Genomic DNA, 1477 nt, shown 5'->3' with positions numbered 1-1477 from the left:
CCGCTGCGCAGGGATAACAGACCTGTAGGGATTGCAGTAACGACCGTCCTCCAGGGACTCGTCGACGAGGGAACCCATCCTTACCTGAGGATGGGTTCCCTTCTACGTTGGGTCACTTGAGTATTCGTCGGGGAGAACCCGACCGTACCGCTATCGCCCGGCCGTCGCGATCCGGTCCACAGCGCGGAGCGCTGCACGCCGGTTCGCGGCGTCCGGCCGGGAGCTCGCCACGGTTCCGTCCCTCGCACGATCCTCGTATTCTGTCTTGTGGGGTCTCCTCGACGAAGGAGGCTGAAAATGAGTCGGCCGACCACAGACCCGACCTTCTATCGGACCGCAGCAGACGCGGCCGCCGCCCCACCGGAGCGATTGGCCTACGTGGCTGCGTTCGATCGCGCGGCGGACAAGCCCGACGCCATGAGCGTGATAGACGTGGATCCCGGCTCGGACACCTATGGCCGACTGGTGGGCTGGACCGAGGTACCCGGGTTGGGTAACGAACTGCATCATTTCGGCTGGAACGCCTGCAGCAGCGCGTTGAAGCACGAGGGCCACGATATGACGGGATTGGCACGCCGATACCTCATCGTGCCGGGCATCCGCTCGTCGTTCCTGTATGTGCTCGACACCGGTCCCGACCCGCGTCAACCCACCGTGGCCAAGGTTGTGGACGCTGCCGATCTCGCTGCCAAGGCGGGTTACTCTCGACCGCACACCTTGCACTGCGGGCCGGACGGCGTGTTCATGACCTGCCTGGGTGGTGCCGACGGATCCGACGGCCCAGGCGGGATCGCCCTCCTCGATCACGGCACGTTCGACGTGCTCCGGCGATGGGAAGCCGACCGGGGGCCGCAGTATTTCGCGTACGACGCCTGGTGGCATCTGAACCAGAACACGCTGATCAGCAGCGAATGGGGCACACCGTCGATGATCGAGAACGGATTGGTGCCCGAGCTGCTACTGGCGAACGAGTACGGCCATGCGATTCATTTCTGGGACCTGTCCACTGGCGCGCACCAGCAGCGAGTGGATCTGGGCGCGCAGTATCAGATGCCGCTCGAACTGCGCCCGTCGCACGACCCGGAGGCCACTTGGGGATTCGTCGGCGTGGTCGTCTCGACGGAGGACCTGTCCGCGTCGGTGTGGCGTTGGCGCCGTAGTGACGACGGTTGGGCAGTGGACAAGGTGATCACGATCCCGGCCGAGCCGGCAGAGCCGGACGCACTGCCGCCGGCGTTGAAGCCGTTCGGTGCGGTACCGCCGCTCGTCTCCGACATCGACCTGTCGGTCGACGACGCGTTCCTCTACGTCTCGTGCTGGGGCACCGGAGAGCTCAAACAGTTCGACGTGCGTGAGCCCGACCATCCGAAGGAGACCGGGTCCGTCCGGCTCGGAGGGATCGTCGGCCGCCGCGCCCATCCGGCGGTACCGAACGAGCCGCTGTCCGGTGGTCCGCAGATGGTCGAGATCAGCCGGG

Annotated in this window: 1 protein-coding gene; it reads left to right on the top strand. The window is 65.9% G+C overall.

All coding sequences use genetic code 11. The features are described 5' to 3' along the window. Positions 1 to 297 precede the first annotated feature (297 nt). Positions 298 to 1477: selenium-binding protein SBP56-related protein (locus R1101_RS0123355; protein WP_026003634.1), on the top strand; the 1180-nt coding region annotated here is incomplete at its 3' end.

Source organism: Rhodococcus sp. R1101, from assembly GCF_000278445.1.
In the GTDB taxonomy this organism is placed as follows: domain Bacteria; phylum Actinomycetota; class Actinomycetes; order Mycobacteriales; family Mycobacteriaceae; genus Rhodococcus; species Rhodococcus gordoniae.
This window is presented reverse-complemented; position numbering and strand designations above follow the sequence as displayed.